The sequence below is a fragment of the Myxococcus sp. AB056 genome, from assembly GCF_006547365.1.
Classification (GTDB): domain Bacteria; phylum Myxococcota; class Myxococcia; order Myxococcales; family Myxococcaceae; genus Myxococcus; species Myxococcus virescens.
The window spans coordinates 1-20,624 of sequence record NZ_VHLB01000005.1 but is presented as its reverse complement, the minus strand read 5'-3'; the positions used below and the strand labels follow the sequence as shown (position 1 = coordinate 20,624).

At 65.8% G+C, this 20,624-nt stretch carries 16 protein-coding genes and 3 pseudogenes; 13 read left to right on the top strand and 6 right to left on the bottom strand.

Features of this window, described 5'->3' with window-relative positions; translation table 11 throughout:
- The first annotated feature begins 3 nt into the window (after positions 1 to 3).
- The 4 genes from FMP39_RS03700 (at position 4) to FMP39_RS03685 (ending at position 5,159) form a co-directional block, all read left to right on the top strand.
- A complete protein-coding gene (locus FMP39_RS03700; protein ID WP_141588629.1) occupies positions 4 to 1,752 on the top strand; it encodes a hypothetical protein in 1,749 nt (582 codons plus the stop codon).
- Positions 1,753 to 1,760: 8 nt separating this feature from the next.
- Complete coding sequence (locus tag FMP39_RS03695) at positions 1,761 to 2,771, top strand: phosphotransferase enzyme family protein (protein ID WP_141588628.1); 1,011 nt, start codon at positions 1,761 to 1,763, stop codon at positions 2,769 to 2,771.
- A 1,352-nt stretch (positions 2,772 to 4,123) separates the two neighbouring features.
- On the top strand, positions 4,124 to 4,549 hold the full coding sequence (locus FMP39_RS03690; protein WP_141588627.1) for a hypothetical protein: 426 nt from the start codon (positions 4,124 to 4,126) through the stop codon (positions 4,547 to 4,549).
- Between the two features lie 115 nt (positions 4,550 to 4,664).
- Positions 4,665 to 5,159 (top strand): PspA, encoded by a 495-nt coding sequence (locus FMP39_RS03685; RefSeq protein WP_141588626.1) that lies wholly within the window; start codon positions 4,665 to 4,667, stop codon positions 5,157 to 5,159.
- A gap of 245 nt (positions 5,160 to 5,404) precedes the next feature.
- Here FMP39_RS03685 and FMP39_RS03680 read toward each other — a convergent pair whose 3' ends face one another.
- Positions 5,405 to 6,730 (bottom strand): alpha/beta fold hydrolase, encoded by a 1,326-nt coding sequence (locus tag FMP39_RS03680; protein ID WP_141588625.1) that lies wholly within the window; start codon positions 6,728 to 6,730, stop codon positions 5,405 to 5,407.
- A gap of 950 nt (positions 6,731 to 7,680) precedes the next feature.
- Positions 7,681 to 8,091: a DUSAM domain-containing protein gene (locus FMP39_RS03675; protein ID WP_141588624.1), complete on the bottom strand. Its 411-nt coding sequence runs from the start codon at positions 8,089 to 8,091 to the stop codon at positions 7,681 to 7,683.
- A gap of 255 nt (positions 8,092 to 8,346) precedes the next feature.
- Between FMP39_RS03675 and FMP39_RS03670 the strand changes: the two genes are divergently transcribed.
- From FMP39_RS03670 to FMP39_RS38645, 5 genes and pseudogenes are all read left to right on the top strand, one after another.
- Positions 8,347 to 9,516, top strand: coding sequence for a serine/threonine-protein kinase (locus FMP39_RS03670; protein ID WP_141588623.1), 1,170 nt, complete (start codon positions 8,347 to 8,349; stop codon positions 9,514 to 9,516).
- Positions 9,517 to 9,523: 7 nt separating this feature from the next.
- Positions 9,524 to 9,907 (top strand): hypothetical protein, encoded by a 384-nt coding sequence (locus FMP39_RS03665; RefSeq protein WP_141255347.1) that lies wholly within the window; start codon positions 9,524 to 9,526, stop codon positions 9,905 to 9,907.
- 179 nt (positions 9,908 to 10,086) lie between these two features.
- Positions 10,087 to 10,260: a LysR family transcriptional regulator gene (locus FMP39_RS37755; protein WP_228557625.1), complete on the top strand. Its 174-nt coding sequence runs from the start codon at positions 10,087 to 10,089 to the stop codon at positions 10,258 to 10,260.
- Between the two features lie 129 nt (positions 10,261 to 10,389).
- Positions 10,390 to 10,494: pseudogene (locus tag FMP39_RS38390) on the top strand (LysR family transcriptional regulator); the annotation flags it as partial.
- Positions 10,482 to 10,742 (top strand): annotated as a pseudogene (locus FMP39_RS38645) (LysR substrate-binding domain-containing protein); the annotation flags it as partial. The pseudogenes FMP39_RS38390 and FMP39_RS38645, both read left to right, overlap by 13 nt.
- A gap of 111 nt (positions 10,743 to 10,853) precedes the next feature.
- On the opposite strand, the gene FMP39_RS37745 reads toward FMP39_RS38645, so the two are convergent.
- The 4 genes from FMP39_RS37745 to FMP39_RS37740 form a co-directional block, all read right to left on the bottom strand.
- Entirely contained in the window at positions 10,854 to 11,924 is a 1,071-nt protein-coding gene (locus FMP39_RS37745) for a hypothetical protein (protein WP_228557624.1), read from the bottom strand.
- Positions 11,925 to 11,998: 74 nt separating this feature from the next.
- On the bottom strand, positions 11,999 to 12,253 hold the full coding sequence (locus tag FMP39_RS03655) for a DUF1272 domain-containing protein (protein ID WP_141588622.1): 255 nt from the start codon (positions 12,251 to 12,253) through the stop codon (positions 11,999 to 12,001).
- 392 nt (positions 12,254 to 12,645) lie between these two features.
- Positions 12,646 to 12,960 carry a helix-turn-helix domain-containing protein gene (locus tag FMP39_RS03650; protein WP_228557658.1) on the bottom strand — a complete coding sequence of 105 codons (315 nt, stop codon included), beginning with the start codon at positions 12,958 to 12,960 and terminating at the stop codon, positions 12,646 to 12,648.
- Positions 12,842 to 13,420: a helix-turn-helix domain-containing protein gene (locus FMP39_RS37740; RefSeq protein WP_228557623.1), complete on the bottom strand. Its 579-nt coding sequence runs from the start codon at positions 13,418 to 13,420 to the stop codon at positions 12,842 to 12,844. Before FMP39_RS37740 ends, FMP39_RS03650 begins: the two co-directional genes overlap by 119 nt.
- 198 nt (positions 13,421 to 13,618) lie before the next feature.
- Here FMP39_RS37740 and FMP39_RS03640 point away from each other — a divergent pair, with 198 nt between their 5' ends.
- From FMP39_RS03640 to FMP39_RS03625, 4 genes and pseudogenes are all read left to right on the top strand, one after another.
- Positions 13,619 to 15,571, top strand: coding sequence for a serine/threonine-protein kinase (locus FMP39_RS03640; protein ID WP_141588620.1), 1,953 nt, complete (start codon positions 13,619 to 13,621; stop codon positions 15,569 to 15,571).
- 73 nt (positions 15,572 to 15,644) lie between these two features.
- Positions 15,645 to 16,568, top strand: coding sequence for a DUF2381 family protein (locus tag FMP39_RS03635; RefSeq protein ID WP_141588619.1), 924 nt, complete (start codon positions 15,645 to 15,647; stop codon positions 16,566 to 16,568).
- Between the two features lie 640 nt (positions 16,569 to 17,208).
- A complete protein-coding gene (locus tag FMP39_RS03630) occupies positions 17,209 to 18,645 on the top strand; it encodes a hypothetical protein (RefSeq protein ID WP_141588618.1) in 1,437 nt (478 codons plus the stop codon).
- A pseudogene (locus tag FMP39_RS03625) lies at positions 18,635 to 20,497 on the top strand (hypothetical protein); the annotation flags it as partial. The gene FMP39_RS03630 and the pseudogene FMP39_RS03625, both read left to right, overlap by 11 nt.
- Positions 20,498 to 20,624 lie beyond the last annotated feature (127 nt).

Here is a 20,624-nt window from a genome sequence, read left to right as displayed (position 1 = left end):
GCCATGGCACAGCTGCAAGCGGATGAGATGCTCTACATTCCCAATCGAAGGCGCCTCACGCACGACCGGCTCGACGCGGGAAATGGCCAGCAGGTCCTGCACCTCTTCTATGGCGAGGTGGAGCTCATCTTCGACGAGCCGGACATCGCGCCCCTGGGCGAGAAGCTGCTCCAGGTCGAGCAATTTCAAGCCTCCGACGCCATGGCGTGGTCGGACGGCGCGCCCCATTCCTGGGACAAGATCCGGGACCTGCTCGAAGCATTGATCGAACAGCGGGTGTTGAGGCGGGTCTCGGATGCGCCCACGGGCCGCACCGCGGTGTCCTTCCCTGAGCGGTTGGGTGAGGTGCCCGCCGGGCGTGAGCCGCTCACGTTCAGCGCCCGCGACAATCGTTGCCCCGTGCTGACCGAACAGGCGTTCGGACGGGCGTTCGAGCTCTCGAACCTCGAGGTGGTCGTGCCGGTCTACCGCGTGGCGCATCCGGCGCTCGACGGTGACGGCCGGCAAGTGGGCGAGAACAACGTCGCACCGCGCACCTTGTTCCTCGACCTCCCTACCGTGCGTAAGCAGTGCCACTACGCGGGGAGCCGGTACCAGAGCGAACGCCCGATGAACGTGACCGCGATGAAGGGCATGGCGCGTCAGTGGCCGGACCTGCTCTCGCTGACCGAGCAGCTCCGCAAGGCCTTCCTCGCGCGCATGCCGCCCCGGACTCCGGGCGTGCTCACCGCGGGCGAGCTCCACATGATGGTCGTCTGCACGCTCGCGTCGGTCGGGTACGTGCTGGTGCGGGGCAACCATCCGGTGCCGAACGGAGAGCTCGACAGCGGGCTCGCGGCCATGTTCCGGCTGATCGACGGAGTTCGCCTGGTCACCAACGACCTGGTGCGCGATGCCCCCGAGCAGCCCGTCACCGCGCAATCGATCGTGGACTATGCCGAGCGTCACGCGGTCTTCCATGGTCCGCACGGCGTGTGCGCCGGGCCGCCGGCGCTGATCAACGAATATCTGCAGGTGTTGACCGGCGCGGCCCCGGCACCCATCGAGGCCCAGCCCGACATCGCAGCGCGCCTCGGCGATCTCGACGCCGCGCTCGATTACGGCCTGCTCGGGCAGCGCGTCGAATCGGTGGTCCGCTTCCTCGGTGCGACCCAGGGGCTGCTCCACGAACGGCTCCGGGCGGCGTTCGCCGGACACCTCCCGCGCACCGCGCTGCAAGAGTGCGTGGAGGCGCCCATCGATGTCGCGCATTACCCGTTGCTCCGGGACGATTTCCCACTCGCCGAGACATACCAGCGCGAGATCAAGCTCAGCCGCTGGTTGTTCGCGCGCATCGGCGAGGCGTTCCCCGGCACGCCACAGGGCACCTCGCTGGATGAGCTGGCGAAGCTGGATCCCGCCGAGCAGGCCACGAGCCAGCGGCGACTAGCCGAGCTCTTCGCGCATGGGCTGCCGGGAGACAAGGTCGTGGCGGAGCCCATCTGCGGTGAGCTCGCTGGAGTCGCTGCCAGCGCGTTCGCCCTCGAGCGCCGGTGCCTGCGCGTCGTCGAGCGCGAGCAAGCGATGCTGAACCAGCGGCTCCGGCGCCCGGATCACCCCCTGACCGGCACAGACCTGGCTGTGTTCACGCGGCCGCGCAATGGCCCCCCGTTGGCGGAGACCCTCGCGCGCGGCCTGGGCGTCTCGGTCACCAGCGACTCTGCCTCGACCGTGCTGGGCTACGGTGAGAGCAGCCTCACGTTGAAGGAATAGAGGGTTCGATGCATCCAGAGCTTGTCCGCCGCTTCCACGAGCCGATTCGCGATGAGGCTGCGCGCCGGTATGGCCTGTCGCCCGAGCAGCTCACCGAGCTCACGGCCTTCGAGAACTTTGTCTACGAGGCGGAGAACGACGACGGCGAAGGCCTTATCTTGCGCATCTCGCACAGTACGCGGCGAACGATCGACTACACGCTGGGTGAGGTCGAGTTCGTTCGCTATCTGGCCGCCGCGCGCATTCCAATCGCCTCGCCGCTCCTCTCCGAGGCGGGGCAGTTCGTGGAGCGGATCGAAGACCGCGAGCCCGGCAGCTACTTCGTCGCCACCGCGTTCGAGCGCGCGCCGGGCATCGTCTTCGACGACGCGCCTCCGCTCAAGGAGCGCTACTGGAAGCCCCCCCTGTTCCGCGAGCTGGGCCGGCTGTTCGCGCGGCTCCACAACCGCGCCGAGACCTACGCGCCTTCGAGCCCCAGGCTCAAGCGCCAGGAATGGCATGAGTACGACGTGGTCGACATCGACCGGTTCGCGCCTCCCGAGGAGAAGCTCGTTCGCGAGCGCACCGCGGCGATCATCGCGCGATTGAATCGGCTACCGCGAACACCGGAGAGTTACGGGCTGATCCACGCCGATCTCCACATGCACAATTTCTGTTTCGCCGAAGGGAAGATCACCGCGTTCGACTTCGACAACTGCGAGTACTCGTGGTTCGTCAAGGACATCGCGGTACTCCTCTTCTACATCGCGCGAGGCGAGGCTCGAGAGGCGCGCGACGAAGCGGCCGCTTCGTTCCTGGGGCCGTTTCTCGAAGGGTATCGGGAGCTCCGACGGATGGAGCGCGAGTGGCTCGCGGCCGTGCCGGACCTGCTCGCGCTCCAGCGCTCGATGAATTACGCGCTGTTCCACCAGTATCGCGACCCGGCCGTGCTCGACGAGAGCACGCTCGACCGGTGGGGGCGGTTCCGGCGCGACATCGAAGCGGACACACCCATCCTGCAGATTGATTTCAATATATAACGAGCACCTCTCCAGCCTGCTGTGGAAGAAGGACCTGGCTGTGACTACCGGATATTCGAGGCCGGCGAGAAGCGTGCGTCGGCGAACGCGTCATTGCATGCACAGGCCTACGGATGGGTCCGAAGAATACTGGGTTTGACCGGGCGAAAGAGGGTGAGTGTGTGCCTCGCTCACTCGTCTTGACGCACTGGCGGGCTGGCCTTGCCACGCGCGTGACGCGGCGACCAGGTTTGGGTGGGTGTAGCGGACAACCGGACTTTTCAGCCGGTGAAAGAGGTGCTCAATAGAGCCCGGTGGTTTCCGAACTGGGTGGAAGTGGCTGTGTCGGGAGGCGCGCCCAGAAATTACATGGTCAATTTTCGTGGGCGCATCTCATGAACAAACGAGCTGCGAGCAGTCTCTACGGGGCGGGTGGTGCTTCGCCTGGAGGTTTAATCCTGCCAACGCATCTCCCTTCGATGCATGCGGCAGTACATGACCTGGGGCAGTAATAGTCCGCCACACCGCCGCATTGGATGTAGGTCGTATTGAGAAGAGCACGGGTTTCCCTGCGTTGGCGCCAAGTCCATGACGTTGAAAAGCAACATCCTTGGGGGACCACGCGGAGGTCTTCTATGTAGCAGTCGTCGTCTTCTACGCAGTTGTTATGTCGCTCGGCATCGGTTTTGAAGATGGTGCGAGCCCTCTGGCATTCGATGCTGTCCTCCTCGTTCTGAATGTCGATGGGGGCAGGGGCTCTCTCAGAGGGCGCCGTGCATCCGTATATGCAGGTGAGTGCGAGAACTGCGGCACGTTGGCGAGGAGTGTTACCGATAGCTCTCAACCAGTGTTGCGACATGGTCAGCAAAGGCCAAACCTCCATATTCGACTTTGCCAGTTACCCAGTCAAGTCCGTGGGGTAATTCATCTGCTATCAAGAATAGGTCACTATCCGGCTTCTCGCCACGCCTCTCCGCAATTCGCGTCGCCCAGTCCTGATTGTCCCAGTCAACACGGATGTGAATGGCACAAGCTCCGGAGAAACATTGCTCATATCCAGGGCCACCACATAGCCCCTGTAGCGGTTCGCCGCGCTTCATTCCGAGCTTGTCTGGATACACCAGATAGACGACGTGGGACCTCTCAAGATCCCCCCCATAGCGACGCGCCCCACTCTGAGGCGCGAAGCTGGGCGATAGCGCTATCTAGCCGTGCATCTGAGCCAAGTACCTGAATGACTCGACCATCTCTATCAATTATCTGCTGCGGGCCCTCGTCAGCCAGGTGGTGATGAACGATGCGACGGGCCGCGTCGACGTGCACCTTGCCCATGCCGGTGAGGTCGCGGCTCCCGGGCGCGAGGAGGTGGCCGCGTGAGCGCGAGCCCCGAGTCCCAGGCAGCGGAGGCAAGTCTCGTTAGTGCGCACTTCCACCGCGTGCGTCGTCGGGCGGAGGTGCGCTTCCGAGAGGGGGCGACACCCCCGCCGCGGGAGGTGTCGCGCCGGCCAGCGCACGTCGCGCGGATGCTGGCCCTGGCGAACCATGTGGAAGCCGCCATTGAGCGGGGGCTGGTGGCGAGCGCAGCGGACGTCGCACGCCAACTGGGCTTCACCTGGGCGCGCGTGACGCACCTGTTGGACTTGCAACTGCTGGCTCCTGACATCCAGGAGGAGGTGCTGTTTCCCGAATCCGTCGACGGGAAGGAACCCCTCAGCGAGCGAAACCTTCGGGCGGTTGCACAAGCGGGGACGTGGGAGGTGCAGCGCGAGCGCTGGAGTGAGATGAAGGCGTCATTCTGAGAAGGTAGTCGGAATACTCGGATTCCTAGTTGTAGCGTGAGTGCGAAGCGTTGACGGTTGTCGTGTTGGACACTGCGCGGGCCAGCCAGCCCGCGAGGAAAGCGAGCGAGAGCACATGCAGAACGACATGAAGAGCACCATTCAGGCTGCGGTGGCGGAGGAGGTGGGGAAGGTGATGGGCCGGCAGTTGGAGCTGCTGGAGAGGATTGCTCGGTTCCTGGGTATTGAGCTTGGCCCGGCTCCGGCGGCGTCCGCGCCGAAGCGCACACCTGCGCCCGCGCCGAAGCGCACGCCCACGGTGCCTGTGCGGAAGTGGATGAGGCCGCAGGCCGAGGCGAAGCCGACGCGGGCTGGGCCCGCGCCCAAGAAGAGCCGCGGGCGCCCGCGCGCAGCAGGGCGCACCGCGACGGACGCAGCCCTCAGGTCCAGTCCGAGCTCCGAGATGTCCACCTCGTACGAGGTGGGACAGGAGGTACGCTACAAGCAGGGGCGGGGCACTTTCTCGGCGAAGGTGAAGGCCGTCGACGCGAAGGCGAAGACGGTGGTGGTGACACGCGTCTCCGATGGCAAAGAGGTGGTGCGCCCCTTCGACAAGGTGACGCCCGTCTGAGTCTGCGCCGCGAAGCGGCCTCTCCGGAGGGCGCTCCTGCGGCAATCAGCTCAAGGGCGCCTGCCCCTCCGGCCCTGACGCATCCCCTCATTCCTGAGCCGAAAACCAAGGTAATTTCAGCGACTTAGAGCCCATGCCATGGGCGCCGGCGGCCTTCTCGCTCCAGGCAGGGCCTCAAGTGCTGGCCCCTGCCCTCGGGAGTCCAGCACAATCAAGGACTTGCATCCCCAAAATGAGGGGATGCGTCAGCGGGATGCGTCAGCGGCACAGCCATTAGCAGCAGGTTTACCTGCAAACCGACTGGCAATCCAGGGTACATACAGCGGCTGTGAAGCGGCAGGTGTACTGAAGTGGTCCTGCTTGCCCACCAGTTGCACACGCGCGACGTTACCACCCTTTTTGCACATCTGCTCCCGGTAGAGCTCGCCCATGACCGGGGGGACGACCGTGTCCTTCGTGCCCCAGTAAATGATAACGGGGGCAACCGGCCTGGTATTCGGAACGCTACCCGCCTTTATGGCATCTACCCATGCCTTGGCATTAGTCGGCCTGGCTTTCATCAGAGAGCCAAACTTATCTTCGTACGTGTAGTTCAACGTATCTGAAGCCGCATGCACACATTTATTCGACATGATGTCATCGACAACCCGGGCACCGTCATACGTAAAGATATCTGTGAGCTGAAGCTTTTCAGGAAACGCCGCCTGTGTAGCCCAGAGGTTTTCTGCCATGTGCGTGAAATTGAACACATTGTCGGAGAAGGTTCTCTCCAGGTTCTTCAGTAGGACTTCGCTTTGTGCCTCCGTTGTCTCGCCTTCAGGAGCCAGTGCCGCCATATCCTGGGGTGCCATAGCGACAAATCCGACCAACTCAATGCCGTCGAAAGCCGTACCTGTTTTATTGATGTAATCGCCAGAGTTGGCCGCAGCAATGGTCGTTCCGCCCCCTTGCGACCAGCCGTATATAATGGCTTTCTTTCCAGCGCCAACTTCCTTCATGTAACCAGCAGCACGAATAGCGTTGATGGCGTCCCGGGCGTTGGTTGCTGAAACAGCATATTGGTGCTTACCACCGCCACCCAGGCCCTGATAATCCGTTGCAACAACGACGTAGCCCGCATTAATGAACTCCTCAACCGCAGGAATGCCATAATCCGTCGATGAGTTACCCCCCACGACGAAATACTGGTTCAACGGGACCGCCGGATTGCTCACTTGCGACGGGCCGCAATTCTGCGCCGTACCCGTCGTGCCATGAGCCCAGGAAACCACCGGCCGACCTTCCTTCGGCACTTTACCGGTGGGTGCGATCAGAAGGCCGGTAGAAATCGTTTTAAGCTCATTGAGGTCCGAGGAAATATAGGCAATTCGCCATGCCCGAGCGCCTTTGATCGGCGTAGAGATTTCCTCCTTGCTGATGACCTGGCCGAGCTTGCCCTGCGCTTTCATGCGCATCACGGCTGCATAAAACGGTGGCACACTCACTTCAGCAACGGCTGTTGCGCTCGCGCCCATGGTGGTCAAAGCAATGACCGCCACTTTGAGGACGTTCTTCTTGAAGGGTGATTTCATTTTGCCTCCTGATATACGCCGGTCAAAACCGGCAAAGCGTCGATGGAAAAAGAGTATTCCTTTATGAAGTCTTCACTGTTAGCACGGGCTTTGTTTTGTCAAATCAAAATGCCTGGATAGTCTGGCTGGCATCTGCCAATCGAAACCCCCGTTATCAGGTGACAACTACACCGGCTTTTCCGCAAATTCACTCTGCAATGGAGACACCGCTACACGCTCAACAACGGTGTGCACTGTAATCAGGCTTCACCGGGTCACGGTGCCATATTGACCTGCTGCGGCTCCCGCTGAGACTTTTTTCTCCGCAACCCATCTGATCAAAAAGCCAGGAGGCTGAGGGAAGTCGTGGCACTGCACAGTATGTAATACCTATCTTCCGGACAACAATCATCCCACGGAAGGTCAGGGTGTTGGAGTGCTCCTTGACTCAGAGCTGCGACCGCAGCCCGTCTGAAGTGTCGCTCATGATGGCCATCCTCGGTGGAGTCGTTGGACGGCCGGAACCTTTGCACTTCGTATGCCACCCTCTCGAACACGGGAGAGGGGGGGGGCCCGCGAGGAGGCATCGACACCGCCGTCGGTCAGGCGCCCTCGCTGACGCGTCAGCGTCACGGCCGTGACGCGTCAATCCTGGCCCTCGAGCTCCTCGGGAGGAATTGGCTCGAAGTACCGAACCAGGCCCTGCCGCGCTCCTTCATCGAGAAGGCCACCCCGTCCACTCGCCTAGCACGAGGTCGAGGGCGGAATCCTCCCGCCAGCCTCGCGTGACCTCCGCGAACGAGGAGATGTCGCCGAGCTCGGTGTACCGTCGGGGACTCACACCGCCTTCGACTTGGAAGAGCATAGGAAGGACAGGAGCCCTATTGGGCGTAGCGGGCGGGAGGAGCATGAGCCCTATTGGGCGTAGCGGGCGGGGGCAGAGCGGGAGGTGAGGGACGCTGACGGGTAGCTCATGAGCCGCACTCCGGGCCGGCGCAGAAGCCATTCATCTCCAGCAGACACTCGAGTTGCCCCTGGGCGATGGCGCGGTGGTGGGGCACGACTTCCACGGCGAGCACGTTCCGCACCTCCTGGCGGGCGCTGACGAAGTCCCCCGCCCGTTTGTACTGGTACATTCGGTGTAGCGCGTCCATGAGTCTGTCGGAGCCCTCGCGGATGCGCCGAGACTCCTCACGCAAGAGGCCCAGCGCGGCCTCCTCCGTGGTGAGCGTACTCTGGGCTTCGTCGTCGCCGATGCCCACCTCGGAGGCCGTGCGCTTCAGCAGGGCCTTCACCTCAGTCGTGAGGGTCAGGCGCTCTCCTTTGGCGAAGACGCGGCGTTCCAGTGTGCGAAGCGGACCCCAGTCAACGGCTTCACTCACGATGCATGTTTCCTTTGTGGGCTGCCCAGCCCAGCGTTTGAGGCCAAGGCTGGGGTGTCTTTCACCCTGGATAGGGATAGGCGCTCTTGGGGCGGCCTGTCCGCTACGAGTGGTAGAGGGCTTCACAGATTCCAAGGGTCATGTTAATTCGACGGTCTAGTCAACTAGACCTAGAAAGCTCCGGGAGAGTTGCCGCGATGGCGAATCTCGGTGTTTGTGGGGCCGCGCCCCCCTCTTTCAGGAGGATTCACAGCCATGACGAAGCGTTCGGAAGATGAAGTGTCGACGGAGGAGTTTCCGTCCAGACTCTCCACCCCGCCTAGCCCCAGCGCGCCGCACTTCCTCTTCGAAGTGGAGGGCGTGCGTTACGAGGCGGTGCGGGAGGTCGAGGTGCGGCCGAATGGCGAGAAGCTCCTGAAGGTGGAGCGGCGAGTGGCGGATGGAGTCTTGGCTGGCCTCTCCCTGGTTCGCCGAATTGCCAGCCCATCCACGTACATGATGCGCAAGCGGATGATTGAAGAGGTGCAGCTGGCCTTTCGCCTCAACCATCCCAACATCGCTCAAGTCTTCCATATGCAGGTGGATGAGGAGGAGGACGCCCCCTACGCCATCATGGAGTACGTGGGTGGGCCCTCGTTGGAGACGCTGGTGTGCGCGGCGTTGGTGCGAGGGCAGCCCCTCTCGGAGGGCTTTGGCTTGTATGTGGGGGCGGAGGTGGCGGACGCGCTGCACTACGCGCACACGCTGACGTCAGAGAAGGGTGTGCCCCTGGGCATCGTCCACCGTGACGTGAGTCCCCGGCACATCGCCTTGGGACTCCATGGAGAGGTGAAGGTGCTGGACTTCGGCTCGGCATTCTCGCTGCTGGTGGGGCGGGAGGAGTCGCCCGAGAATCTGCTGCGAGGGGACGTGGCCTACGCCTCTCCGGAGTACCTGCGCAAGGAAGGGCTGACGCCGCGCTCCGACGTCTTCAGCCTGGGGGTGTTGCTCGTGGAAGTCTTGACGAGCAAACACCTCTTCGAGGTGCGCGACGTCCCAGTGGTGGCGAAAGAGAGCCGGTTTGTCGCGGAGTCGCAGCCCTCGTTGCCGCTGCAGCAGATGCAGGCCCTCATGGAGGCGTTTGGCCCGGACGTCGTCGAGAAGGCGGTGGGCCACCTCAGCCAGGACATCAAGGCGGTGTTGCACACCGCGCTGCGCCGCAACCCCGAGGAGCGCTTCGCGACGGCGGCGGACATGAGGGATGCGCTGCGTGGTGTCGCCCACGCCGAGCTCCGCGAGCCCTATGGGCGAGCGGAAGCCGCCAAGGAGGCCGCCCATGTCGTGTCCGAGGGCGGGGTGCTGCGTGACCAGGTGGAGTTCGGCGAGGCCGGCATCTACCCGGATGGGCTGGAGAAGCACGAGTTGGGTCTCCCGAAGAAGGAGTAGGCCGCCGATGCTCTGCTTTCGCGTCCTTCGCAATGGCGAGCACCTCACCACCGCGGGGCTGCCGGACTTCGGAGTCCTCCACACCATCCTGTCGTGGGTGCGCCGCCCTGACGACGAGACCAGCGCCATCCCTGAATTCACACTCCACGTGGGCGGCTCTGAAGGTAGGGAGTATCGCGAGCACCTGACGTGGTGTGACGCGAACATCCGCGCGGGCGATGTCCTCATCGTGGAGGTGCGTGAGGATTTGGAAGCCGACCCACCGAAGGAGCGCCGCAGCGACCCAGAGGCGGGGCTGGACGACGTTTCCCGCCTTCAGTTGCAGAAGACGCGCCTGGAGAAGCTGCTCGCTGAGGTGGATGCGGAGCTGCGGGAGCGCGGCGCGGCGTAGCGGGGTGCCTCCTCCTTCGGGTGGCGAGGCGCTCCGTCATCGCCTGGGCCCGCTCATGAAGGGGTGGGATGAATGTGTCGCCACGCACGAGAGTGGCGACGTCCGTACCCCTATACCGGCGCGATTGACGAACCGCGTTTCCCACTCCAGCGATGCGGCCGCTACAATCGCGAGTCCCCATGAAGCGCGCCAACCTCGATGAAATCCTCGCCTTCATGTCCGCCGTGGACGCGGGCAGCTTCGTGGCGGGAGGTCGGGCCATCGGTCTGACTCGCTCGGCTGCGGGCAAGGCCCTGGCCCGGCTGGAGTCGCGTCTGGGGGGCGCCTGCTCCATCGCACGACGCGACAGCTGAGCCTCACCGGCCCGAGGTGCAGGCGGAGGTGAGCTTCAGCGACCGCGTCGCGGATGTCATGGAGGAGGGCTACGGCCTCGCCGTGCGCATCCAGGCTCCAACACGGATACTCGACTGGTCTCCAGGCTCGTGGCGGAATATCCGGCCATCCTCTGCGCAGCGCCCGCGTATCTCGAGGCACGCGGCGAGCCCGAGGCGCTGGAGGAACTCGCGACCCATGACTGCCTGCTCTCCAGCAGCCGCTCGCGCAGACCGCGCTGGCGCCTGCGAGAGCGGGGCGGCCCCTGGGGCATGGTGAAGGGGCGAAGCGAAGCCGCCTCCGGTTTGACAGCGGCGAGGCACTGCGTGACGCGGCGGTCGCCGGGCTGGGCATCTCGCTGCTCCCCGGCTTCCTCGTCGACGAAGACCTGGCGCGTGGACGCTTCCAGGTGCTGCTGCCGTCGTGCGAGACGGGCGTCGTGCGAATCACCGCGCTCTACCCGAGCAAGAACCACCTGCCAGCCAAGGTGCGGCGCCTCATTGACCTGATGGTCGAGCGATGGAAACCGACGTCACGTTGGCGCAGGAACCCAAAACCGGGGCCGTGGCGGTCCTCACGAGCGAAGGCGCGCGAGGAGCTCCGCGCGGAGCAGCTCATCCGACGGGGCGGGAATGCTAAAGCCGAAGGTGAGCAGCCGTTGCAACACGCCCCACTTCTTGTCTTGCCGTCGGGCGGCCTCGGCGTCCGCGAGCTGGTAGAAGAGTTCGACGAGCAGCTCGTCCTCGACCGAGACGTCGAAGCCCTGCGCCTGGAGCTCCGCGAGCGTGCGCTGGTTGCTCGATGCGGGCGGAGGGTCGAGCCGCTCGACGACGCTCAGTACCTGGCACACCTTTACGCGGTCGCGCGCCGGCTCATACGCCAGGTCGAGCTCGAGCCACGCCCCATACTGCTGTCGTACACGCGCGGCGATGTAGTCCTCGAGCGCGCCGACTACCGCCTCGGCAGGAAAGCCGAGCTCCTGGCTCGCGGCCCGCAGGACCGGCGCGAAGCGCCAGGGTGCGTCGTTCGGGCGCACGAGGACGCCTCCCGCGCCGACGCGCTCCACATGGGTCCATCGACGCTTGCGCCACGCGAACGGCGCGAGCTGGATGGAATCCGGTGCGCCCTCGTCACGTGACGCCAGCCCGTGGTCCACGAGGCAGGCACGGACCTCCTGTCGCACCCGCGAGCTCTCCGGCGAATCCGCCCGGGCCCCGGGCGCTCTCGCAGTCATCCGGAGCGCCTCGCCGCGCACGGCGTGGTGGACGTCCTCCTCGGAGAAGAAGGCAACACCCCGGACGGAAGGGCCCAGCAGGCCCGCCTCCTCCTCGATCCGCGCCCACCCCTGCTCCACGTTCAGCCCCGCGTTCTGCAGCGCGACGATGCCCCTCGACTTCAACACCGCGAAGGCCTGGTCCAGGGCGTCGTTGGCGGTCGGTGTCGTCCAGCGAGCCTCCTCCGCGAAGCGCTCCCGCAGCAGGCGCCGGGCCTGCGCGAGGAACTCCGCCTCCCCCTCCGGCCCCAGCTCGTACTCGATGGTCTCTCCCAGGAACGCGAGGACGAGCGGCTCGTCCCAGTAGCCACTGGCCACCACGTCCTGGACGTACTCACCGAAGTGGGCGTGGACCGACTCGTCTTCGGACATTTCCAGAACCTCGTCCCACACATGTGTGCCGGACAGCGATGACCCTCAGGAAGCCCATGCGCTCCAGTCGCGGCTCAGCCCTCGGCGCGCGGAGCGCAGCCTCCCGGCTTGAACACCCGCTCCGTGGACGGCGGATACGCAGCCAGCTTGCTGGCGGGCCGGCGCGGACGCGGCGTGAGGTCACCGCCACAGTTGGGGCACAGCCCCTTCAACCGCTCCGTCGCGCAGCTCACGCAGAAGGTGCACTCGAAGGTACAGATGAGCGCGTCGGGTGAGTCGGGCGGCAGATTACGATTACAACACTCACAGCCCGGACGGAGTTGCAGCACGTGGCGACCTCCCTGCCTTCCGGGGCCGAAGGAACCACAGCGAAGTGCCGGACGCAATCGCTTGAGCGGCCCCTCCCGGGGACGCCCAGGAGCCGTACGTGCCGCGCTCCGAGCCGGAGCGCGGCGAGTCGTGCCACGAGAGATGAATGCCGCCCTCTGGCAAGCACCAAGAGCCTCTAGAGGATGTGGCGCTCGTCCGGCGAAGAGCGGGCATATTCGTCGGACGGGTCGACTCACCTGCCGTCCATCGACTCCTGATGGAACAGACGCTCTTCACCTTGCTCGACGAGGGGGCCAATGGTCCCTGCCAACGGACTCCCTGCTCGGAGACACAGGAGCGCCGGCCGCAAGCAGGCTGGCGCTGGAGGGGTGGGTGCCCTCGCGGCGCTGCTTCAGCGGGCCAACTCCGTGGTGATGCGGACGAGGGCGTCCAGCTTCGACGCGTCGAGCTTCCGCGCGAGGAAGAGAAGGCGGCGCAAGGTGACGTCATCCTCCGGCCGAGTCCGTGCCCCTCTGTCGGAGGCCTCGGTGAGGCCCATCATGTCCTCCGGGGAGACCATCAACTCGATGCACAACTTCTTCAGCGTCTCAACGCTGGGAATCATGTGCCCGCGTTCGATGCGGCTGTAGACGGCTGAGGCCATCCCCACGCGCTCCGCGACTTGGACCTGCGTCAAACTCATCTGCTCCCGAGCGAGACGGGCAATGGCACCCAGGTGCGCTGCAAGCTGTTCGTTCATAGGTGCAAGGGAGTATACCTGAATTGCTAGTTGTCAAGGGAGTACCATCCATCAGCGCACGTCCGGCAGGAGTTGGATGAGGGCGAGCGCCTGGTGTGCGTCCAACTGGCCGCACACGGCGGAGCAGGGCCTCCTTGGCGGCGGTGACGACGTCCGGTGGCAGTGAGGCGGGGTAGTCCAGTAACTCGTTGGGGGTGGTGCGGAGCGCGGAGCACAGACGGTACAGTGTCTGGACGCTGGGAAGCATTCGGCCGCGCTCAATTCGGCTGTAGACGATAGGGGAGATGTCGATGAGTTGGGCAACCTCTGTCTGCTTCAGGCCAGCGCGAAGGCGGGCTGCGCGCAGGGTGCCGCCGACGATGCTGGGCAAGGGACGGGAGGGCTCCTTCGGAAGGGCGAAGCCACGGGCGTCAGGGGGGATGTACATTCCCAATCAACTGTACCTGATAGTCTAGTTGGATTAACCTTGATATGGGCTTGAAACCCTCTGCGGCTGGTGGCTGGAGGTAGGGTAAGACTTCGCGCGATTTCCCCGGGCTTCTGGTAGCGTGGACCGGCGCCGGGGAGGGAGTCGCATGCGCGTGGCCGCAGTCCTGCTGTCCTACAGAGTCTCGAGGAAGTCGCCATGAGGGACAACGGCCCCCCAGCCGTACTGTCCCCTGGGGACTCGGTGATGGGCTACACGGTGGTGAGGCAGCTGGACCGAGGTGGCTTCGGCACTGTGTACCTCGCGACGAACGGCGGGCAGCCCTGCGCGCTGAAGCTCGTGGAGCGGCAGCGCGTGGAGGGGCGGGTGGAGAAGGAAGTCTCCATCCTCTTGCGCTTGACGCACCCGAACGTGGTGGGCATTCGCGGCTTCACCTACTGGCATGCCGAGGAGCGCGACTTCGCCCTCATCGCAATGGAGTACGTGGAGGGCCGGAAGCTGAGCGCGTGGGTGAAGGATGAGAACCCCTGTGCCCGGCGAATTGCGAAGGTGACGCTCGACATGGCGCGGGCGCTGGAGGCCTCGCACGAGGCGGGAGTGGTGCACCGGGACGTGAAGGACGCCAACGTCATGGTGCGCGACGCGGACGGCTTGGCGGTGCTGGTGGACTACGGGATTGGGGACTACAGGGGCGCGCCCGGCGTCACCCAGTCGATGCTGCCGCCGGGGACGATGGAGTACCGGCCACCCGAGGCCTGGCTCTTCTGGAAGCAGCACATGGACCAACAGTCGGGCGCCCGCTACGTGTCCGTTCCCTCGGACGACATGTGGGCCTTGGGCACTGTCCTCTACCGCCTCCTCACGGCGAGGTTGCCCTTCGACGCGGGGACGGACGCGGAGTACGTCCAGAGTGTCATTGGCAAGTCGCCCGTACCCCCTCACTACGTCAATCGCTTCGTCCCGGAGCGGCTGGGCATGTTGTGCATGCGGCTGCTGGAGAAGGACCCTGCTGCGCGTCCCGGCGCGAGCACTGTCTGTGCGGCCCTGGAGGAGCTCCTGTCCGGGGCGGAAGGGGAGGCGTGGGACACGCCCCTGTTTGACGCCTATGGCCCGAACTCGGCCACCACCGAGAACGAGGGCAAGGTGAACAAGTTGGAGCGGTGGGCGAAGAGGCCCCTGCGCCAGATGCGTCGTGGCAAGGCGCCTGGGCCAGAGCTGCCGGGAGCGGGCCCGCCCGCGGCATTGCCGTCCCAAGCCGCTCCGGTAGCTGCTGCTACGCGGCCCCTGGAGGCGGAGCTGCCAGGCTTGGCGCATGAGGCAGGGATGGGGGCGGAAGCCGCAATGGAGGCGGACGCCGCGCCGCTTGCGCTGCCTGTGGCCCCCTTCGTCGAGGTGGGGCGGCGCTCGTTCCTCTCGCGACTGAGGTTGGGGCGTGTGCTGGGGGCGGGGCTGCTGGCTATGGCCCTCACGTCTGGGGCGTACTTCTCACTGCGGACGGCCTCACCGCAGCCGCAGGCCGTCCCCAGCCAAGAAGTAGCGGCATATGCCAAGAAACCTCAAGCTGCCCCGGCCGCAGCTCCCATCGGGCCGGAGGCAACACCTGCGGCCGTCGCGCCCCCTGCGACGCTTCCCGAGGTGACTGCAACCGTGACGACCCCCCAGAATGACACCGCTTCCTCCCCGCCAGCGCCTGCGAAGAAGGCCGCGAGGAGCGTCCGCACCGCCCTGGCGACGACAGCCTTGTGCGGCGCGCTGGCCTGCTCGGGCCCTCAGGTGCGACCTGCTCCGGATCCTGAGTCGTGCCCGGCAGGCGCCACCAAGGGCATGAAGAAGCTCGGCATGGAGATTGGGGACGATGCGGGGGCGAGCTTCATCCGGGGGGACGATAAGTACATAACGGTGAGGGAAGGCACTGCGCAGCTCATCCTGGGCTCGGACAAGGCCACCTTGTCTGGCCGGCTCATTATTGCCGACCGCGTCTATGTCCGGCTGACTCGAGCGCGATTTCGCGGAGAGAGCTTCCCCGTGTGCCTGGAGGTGCTGGATACCTCTCGCAACCGCGGACTGGAGATAGAGGGCGGCGGAGGGGATACCGGTAAGGCGCGCGTGTACTCTGGCGTTTGGGTCAAGGCCGTGAGCGAGTTTGAATGACAAGTCGCTGTTTGGCAGCCGCCCGTGAGTCGCCAGCGGTGTCTCCGCTGGCTTGGTCCAGGAGAAACGTCGCGTGCATCATTCAGTGTCGGCCGGTCTTCTTTTCCTCCTGCTCTCAGGCGGGGGGCCGGCTCTGGCTCAGTCGCCTTCATCCTCCTCCGTGGGGCTGAGTATTCGCCGAATCGAGCTGGTCTCTGATGATGCTCAGCCAGCAGTTGAAGTGGCGGTGAGCCCGGGGCTCTCGACGGTGTTCATCTTCGACTCGGAGGTGGGTCGAGACGGGCTGACGGTTGAGGCACGCGAGCGCTTCGCGGTGGTGGACGCTGGTCTCACCACCTTGCGCCTGGTCCCGTCCGAGAAGATCTCCGCGGGAGAGCGGCTCAAGTTGACGGTGCGTTTCCAGGATGGGGCGGCCCCGGCAAGTGCAACGTTTGTCCTGGTCGCGCACCCGGCACGGTCGGAAGCGCATGTCGAAGTCTATCGGCGCAAGAGGAGCGTCGAGACATACCAGGAAGAAGTCCGCCAGGCTCGCCTCGCGGCTGAGCTGTGCAAAGAGGAGAATGAGCGTCTGCGCGAGGAGCGAAGTGCGCCCGATGGAGTGACGGGACTCATCGCGACATCAGTCCTGAACGGCCGCGGGATTGAATTCCGCGACGTGTCCAAAGGGGTAACCCTCGCTCCAGGAGGGGCGGCAGGCAAAAGCGTTGTCTACGCATACCGCACAGCTCGCAGGGTAGCTGTTGAGGTCACCCTCAAATATGGGGGGGATGCTCAACCATGGACAGCAGTGGGGGCGATGCTCAGGGGCAAGGCCAACGAGGAGCTGAAGGTGCTTCAAGTATGGCAGTCGGGCCCCATCGCACCGGGAGCGGATACCCAGCGCGTAGTGGTAGAGGCTGAGGCAGCATCCGAGTCTCCTCAAGGATCCTTCACGCTGAAGCTCTGGGATGTGGACGGGCGCCGCACTGTCACCCTGGGCAACGTCACCTTTCCTTAGCCCTGCGAGCACTACCTCCAAACCCGTTCGTGGGTTTCCGGCATTGGGGGCTTGTGCCGAATACCAATCTGGGGTCCAATGGACTATACCTATTGGTCTAGTTCATTCTGGCGTGCCCTGGAGGGCGATGTGTTCCCCACTGTGCTGGAGTGCATGCGCGTGACTGCGCGCTTCCTTGGTGGCTGCGGAGAGCGCCCGGAGGGCGACGCGCTTGATCCACCTTCCTAGCTCCGCATCGAAGTAGGCGTTGGGCTCTCGCGCTGCGCAGAGGACCTCCCGCACTGCCATGTGAGGCACGTGCGGACGGTCATCGTGCGCCGAGAAGCCGTCTGCGCTTCGTTGGGCCGCATGCCTGGCGGGCGCTGAGGAGCCCTTCCTCAATCCCCCCACTCGCACGTTTGGAGTCGTGAGCGGTGCCGGACTGTCCGGGCGCCGCGACGTGACACGTCTGCCTGCCGCTCCAGGCGGGGCCAGGATTCCTGGCGCCGTGGTGTGACACGTCTGCCTATTGCTTGGCGCAGTCGGCCTGTCGGCGACTCCCGCAATGCAATGCATTTACCCCACGGACCGGCGCCCCGCCGGACTGAACGGGAAGCCTCTGTCCATTGCCCCTTCGTTGGGGCCTTCACAGGAGACGTCGATGTTCACTCGCTGGGCCGTCGTGTTGCTGTTGGTGTTACCCGGAGCGGGGTTGGCGGAGGAGATTGCCTATCCTGAAGACTACGTGGCCGAGGAGGAAGTTGACCCCGTTGAGGCGGACGGGGATGCGCTGCTCGAGCCATCCGTTGACGAGGGGGATGCCCTGGTCGAGGAGGAGCCGGCCACGCCCGGCTCGGGCTCTGGCTGGGCGAACCGGCTGAGCTTGGAGACCACGACGTGGGCGCTGCTGCCGCGCAGAGGAGCTGGAAGGGACGAAGGCTTCCTGCAGGTGCATCCGCGGCTGGAGGTCGTCAAACCAGGCCTGCTCCAGCTCGAACTGGGCGCTCCGGTGCGCCTGCGCATGTGGGGCGCGGAAGAGGGCGCCAGTCTGGTGCGGAAGGAGGACTGGGACGAGCTCTCCGACTGGGGGCAGGTGGTGCAGAACCTGATGGTGGGAGGCGACGCGCCGAACTTCGTGTGGGTGGGCGCGTTGGAGTCCTACACGCTGCTGTCCGGGCACCTGGTGCGCCGCTACAACAACAGGGGCAACCCGGACTACCACCCGGCCGGCGCGGTGGTGACTGGGATGCTGAGGCCCTTGTACGTCGAGGCCTTCGCCTCGGACGTGTTGGGCGCGCGTCTGATGGGGGCAGAAGTCGTCCTGGACATGCAGCACGTCCTCTTTGGACGCCCTCCATACCCCATGCAGTACACGCTGGCGCTGTCCGCGGTGCATGACTGGGGCAGGGCCGGAGGGACATCCGAGTCGATGACGCTGGCCCACGTGGATGGGACGGCCATGCTCGTGCGGCGCCGCAACCCCGAGGGGGGCTTCGAACTGCAGGCGAATGCGGGCTGGGGCGGACGTCCCGGCGAGGGTGGCGCGTGGGGCGCAGTGGCGGGGCTGGGCGCGGAGTACCTGACCTCGAGGATGGACCTGCGAGCGCGCCTGGAGGGCCGCCTCCAACGCGGAGGCTTCCGGCAGGGCGCCTTCGGCCCGGACTACGAGCTGGCGCGCTTTCAGGTGGCGGGCCCGGACGCCCTGCCGCAGGCGGACGCGCCCTTCCCGGAGGGGTACTCGGCCTACGGCGAGGTGATTCTGAGCTGGGACGCCGAGAGCCTGAGCGTGCTGGGGCAGCGCCACTTCCGGCTGACAATGGGCACCGAGGTTTTCAACTGGGGCCGGGTGGACGTGGACGGCCGGCTGGAAACGCAGCTCTTCCACCGCAACCTCTCGGTGGGGGTGGGCGGCGTGGCGGTGGGCGCAGGTCAACCGGGAGCGCGCTACCTCGCCTCAGCCGAGGCGCGATGGCGCTTCCTGGGTGGGAAGCTGTACGCGGTGGGGCAGGGGGGCACGCTGCTCTTCCCGACGGCGGAAGGGACGCTGCGGCCAGGCGCCTTCGCTTCGGTGGGACTGGGGGTGGACAATGCGCGCTGAGCGGCCTTGGCGCGGCGGGCTTGGCCTCGCGTTGGTAGTGGCCCTTCTGGCCTCCGGGTGCGCCTCGTTGCCGGCGAGGCCGGGCCAGGTGGGCCGTGGGGCGGCCCTGGCCTTCAGTCCCTTCTCCGCGCCCTCCCATGCGGCGAGGAGTGCGGCGGCGGGTGTGTATCGGGGAGCGGAGTCAGGTGCCGCGGATGGGACGTCAGAGCCGGCGCCGATGGGCTATCGGCGAGGGCCTATCGGCAATGCCGTCAACGAGAAGGGAACGCGAGGCTCGGACGGGGAGGGCGGCGCGTTCGCCTGTGGCGGCAAGGCCGTGCCCTCGGGCTGGCCCCGCCTGACCCAAAGCCGGGACAAGGTGGAGCCCTTCCTTGCGTGTGCCTCTCCCGCGGAGTTCGTGGCCATGCAGCGCGGGGTGGGGGACATGGGCGTGCTGGTGCAGTCCCTCTATCCCTGGGACGCTGTCCGCCTGGGCGCCCTGGGGCCGATGGACGAAGACGCCTCGGAAGCCCTCAGTCGCCAGCGCGCGGAATTCATCGTCACGGCCACTGAGAAGTTCGGCGTGCCGTATGCCGAGGTGTTCGCCCTCTTCGTCCTCCACTCGGCCTTCGACGACGAGCTACGCGAGGTGGTGCAACGGCTCGCCCGTGACAAGCAGTTGGGGGAGACGCTGGGCGCCATGGCCGCTGTTCGCGAGGAGCTGAAGCGGCGGGGCCTGGAACTGGAAGGCATCCCGGAGCGGGGAGAGAAGGCCGGCGACGTGCTGCGCGGGTTGGGGCGCGCGGGCCGGGACATGCTCTCCAGCAGCTTGGTGAGTGGCGAGGCCCGGTACACGGAGCTCATGGCCATGCGTGGGCAACTGCCGCCGCCCTACCAGGCCGCCATCGACGAGGTGGAGAAGGCCCTGATGGAGAGGCACTACTCGCCGGGAAGTGTCTCGGCGGGAGCCTTTGACTCCCTCACCTTCGGTGTCCCGGTGGGCTTCTATCACCTGGCGGTGGGGACGGGGCACGGGGCGTACTCGCTGGCGCAGGGCAAGTACGAGCAGGCCACGCGCGAGCTGGCGCCGGCCGCGCTGGCGGTGGCGGTGTACGCCGGGGGCAAGGGTGCTCGGGCCCTGGTGGAGCCGCGCGGAGGGCTGCGGCGACTCCAGATGCCTGCGCTCGACGTGGGCGCCATGAAGGCGCTGATGGTGCGCCTGGAGGAGCAGCTCGGCATCACCGCCGCGCGCGACTTGCTGCGCTACCTCCAGGCGAGCCGCGAGGGTGCCCTGCTGGCCGCCGAGTGGGGGGAGGCGGGACTGCTGGCGCTGTACGAGGCCCGTGGAAACCCCGCGAAGGCGCAGGCAGTGCTGATGGAGACGGCCAGCCGCGAGTCCGCCCAGTCCGTGGCCAGCAGGGGCTCTGCAGGGAAGCGGCCCGTCAACCTGGACCTCTTCGAGCAGAACGCCGAGATGTCCGCTGCGGAGGCGCGGGCGGTCAGCCGCGAGTCCTCCGGGGCTGCGGCGACGCGAGGGGGCGCGAGTCGCGAGTCCGCGCAGCCCGCGGCTTCACGGGGGGCAAGCGGGAAGCGGTACGTCAACCTGGACCTCTTCGCGCAGGACGCCAAGGTGGGCGCTGCGGAGGCCGCGAAGGCGAAGCTGTTCCTGGCGGAGCTGGAGTCCTTGGGGCCCCGGCTCCCGAAGGACGTGAAGCTGCTGAAGGAGATGGCGCCGAAGCTGGAGGAGCCACCCAGGGGAGTCGAGAGGGGGGCTCCGCTGTGGCAGGAGTACGTCGCCTACCGGAAACGGCGGCTGAAGGAAATTCAGGACGGCGACGCAGTCAAGGGCCCCCTGAAGTGGGAGGGCTATGAGCCCCCTGTGTCAGGGAAGTTGTCGCCTCGGCCGAGATGCCGAGCCGATGACGCCTTGGGGGCGAGAGCAGGCAGGACGCGGTGTCGTATACGGCTGCATTCAAGTTGCAGATGGTGAAGCGGATGGT